This is a genomic window from Flavobacterium branchiophilum NBRC 15030 = ATCC 35035 (assembly GCF_002217205.1).
GTDB classification, from domain to species: Bacteria; Bacteroidota; Bacteroidia; order Flavobacteriales; family Flavobacteriaceae; genus Flavobacterium; species Flavobacterium branchiophilum.
The window spans coordinates 1-1,105 of sequence record NZ_MUGT01000195.1 but is presented as its reverse complement, the minus strand read 5'-3'; the positions used below and the strand labels follow the sequence as shown (position 1 = coordinate 1,105).

At 31.2% G+C, this 1,105-nt stretch carries 2 protein-coding genes; both read left to right on the top strand.

Annotated elements, in window-relative coordinates:
- The coding region (locus tag B0A58_RS16715; RefSeq protein ID WP_207758871.1) for a hypothetical protein at nucleotides 1-192 on the top strand (192 nt) is incomplete at its 5' end.
- Nucleotides 179-1,105: O-antigen ligase family protein (locus tag B0A58_RS15695; RefSeq protein ID WP_207758870.1), on the top strand; the 927-nt coding region annotated here is incomplete at its 3' end. The genes B0A58_RS16715 and B0A58_RS15695, both read left to right, overlap by 14 nt.

Below are 1,105 nucleotides of genomic sequence, written 5' to 3'. Positions count from 1 at the left end.
ATTTCAATTTTATTTAATTGTGCCTCTATTGTTGTATTTGTTAATGTTTCTTTCCTATTTTTGGTCGATTGCTCCAACGTTAACTTGGCCTGCCCTTTCAAAAGAGTTATCCCTGTTAGTAGTACCCATTTGTTTTTGGATGAGCAAACCCCTAACAACACAGCAAAAAAACAGTATATTGGCTTTTTATAGTTATGGTATATTGCTGTATGCTATTTTTTATCTTACAAAAGCTAGTATTAGGTATTATTTAACCCAAAATAGCAACGTATTTTTTTATCACGAACTTGTAACAAAAGATGTCAATGCCATTCATGTATCGGTATATGTTGCGATGGCTTTTTTCTATTTTTTGACCAAACCTGTTCGTTCGTTTATTGATATTTTTGCCCTAAGCCTTTTATTATTGTTGGTTTTATTATTGTCGTCGATAAATATTATTGTAGCCTTTTTTGGTTTGGTAGTTTTGTATTATTTATTTTATACCAAATTATCAAAAAAAATGCGTCTCAAAAACTTAATCATAATGCTAGCTTTGCTTTGTGTGGTGCCATTTGTAGGAAAAACAAACGAGTGGTTCAAACATGAATACGAAACCATGATGACCGATAGCACGATCAACGATGTGATTAGCAAAAATGAAACAATCGTATATAATGTAAGCATCAAACAAGCATGGACAAACAAAAGTTTTCGAGCTAATGATTTTTTTCCAGGAACGGCATTTCGTGTTTATCAATTCAGAATTTTTTTAGAAATGTTGCAAGAAGACGCTGTTTTTTGGACAGGATATGGTTTGAACGCTTCCTATCCAAAAATAGAAGCCAAAGGCATCCATTATAAAATTTATTTGGGTTCATCAACAACAGAGGGGTATCAAAAAAAGAATTTTCACAATCAATATGTACAAAATTTTGCCGAGCTAGGCGTTTTTGGTTTTTTATTGCTTGTAATCATGTTGTTTATCAATATTAAAAATGCTTTAGTAACACAAAATTTTATCCAAATTTCTTTTGCATTTTTAATGATTAGTTTATTTTTGACAGAGAGTTTTTTGTGGAGGCAACGAGGTGTTGTTTTTTTTACAACCATGTATTGTCTTTTC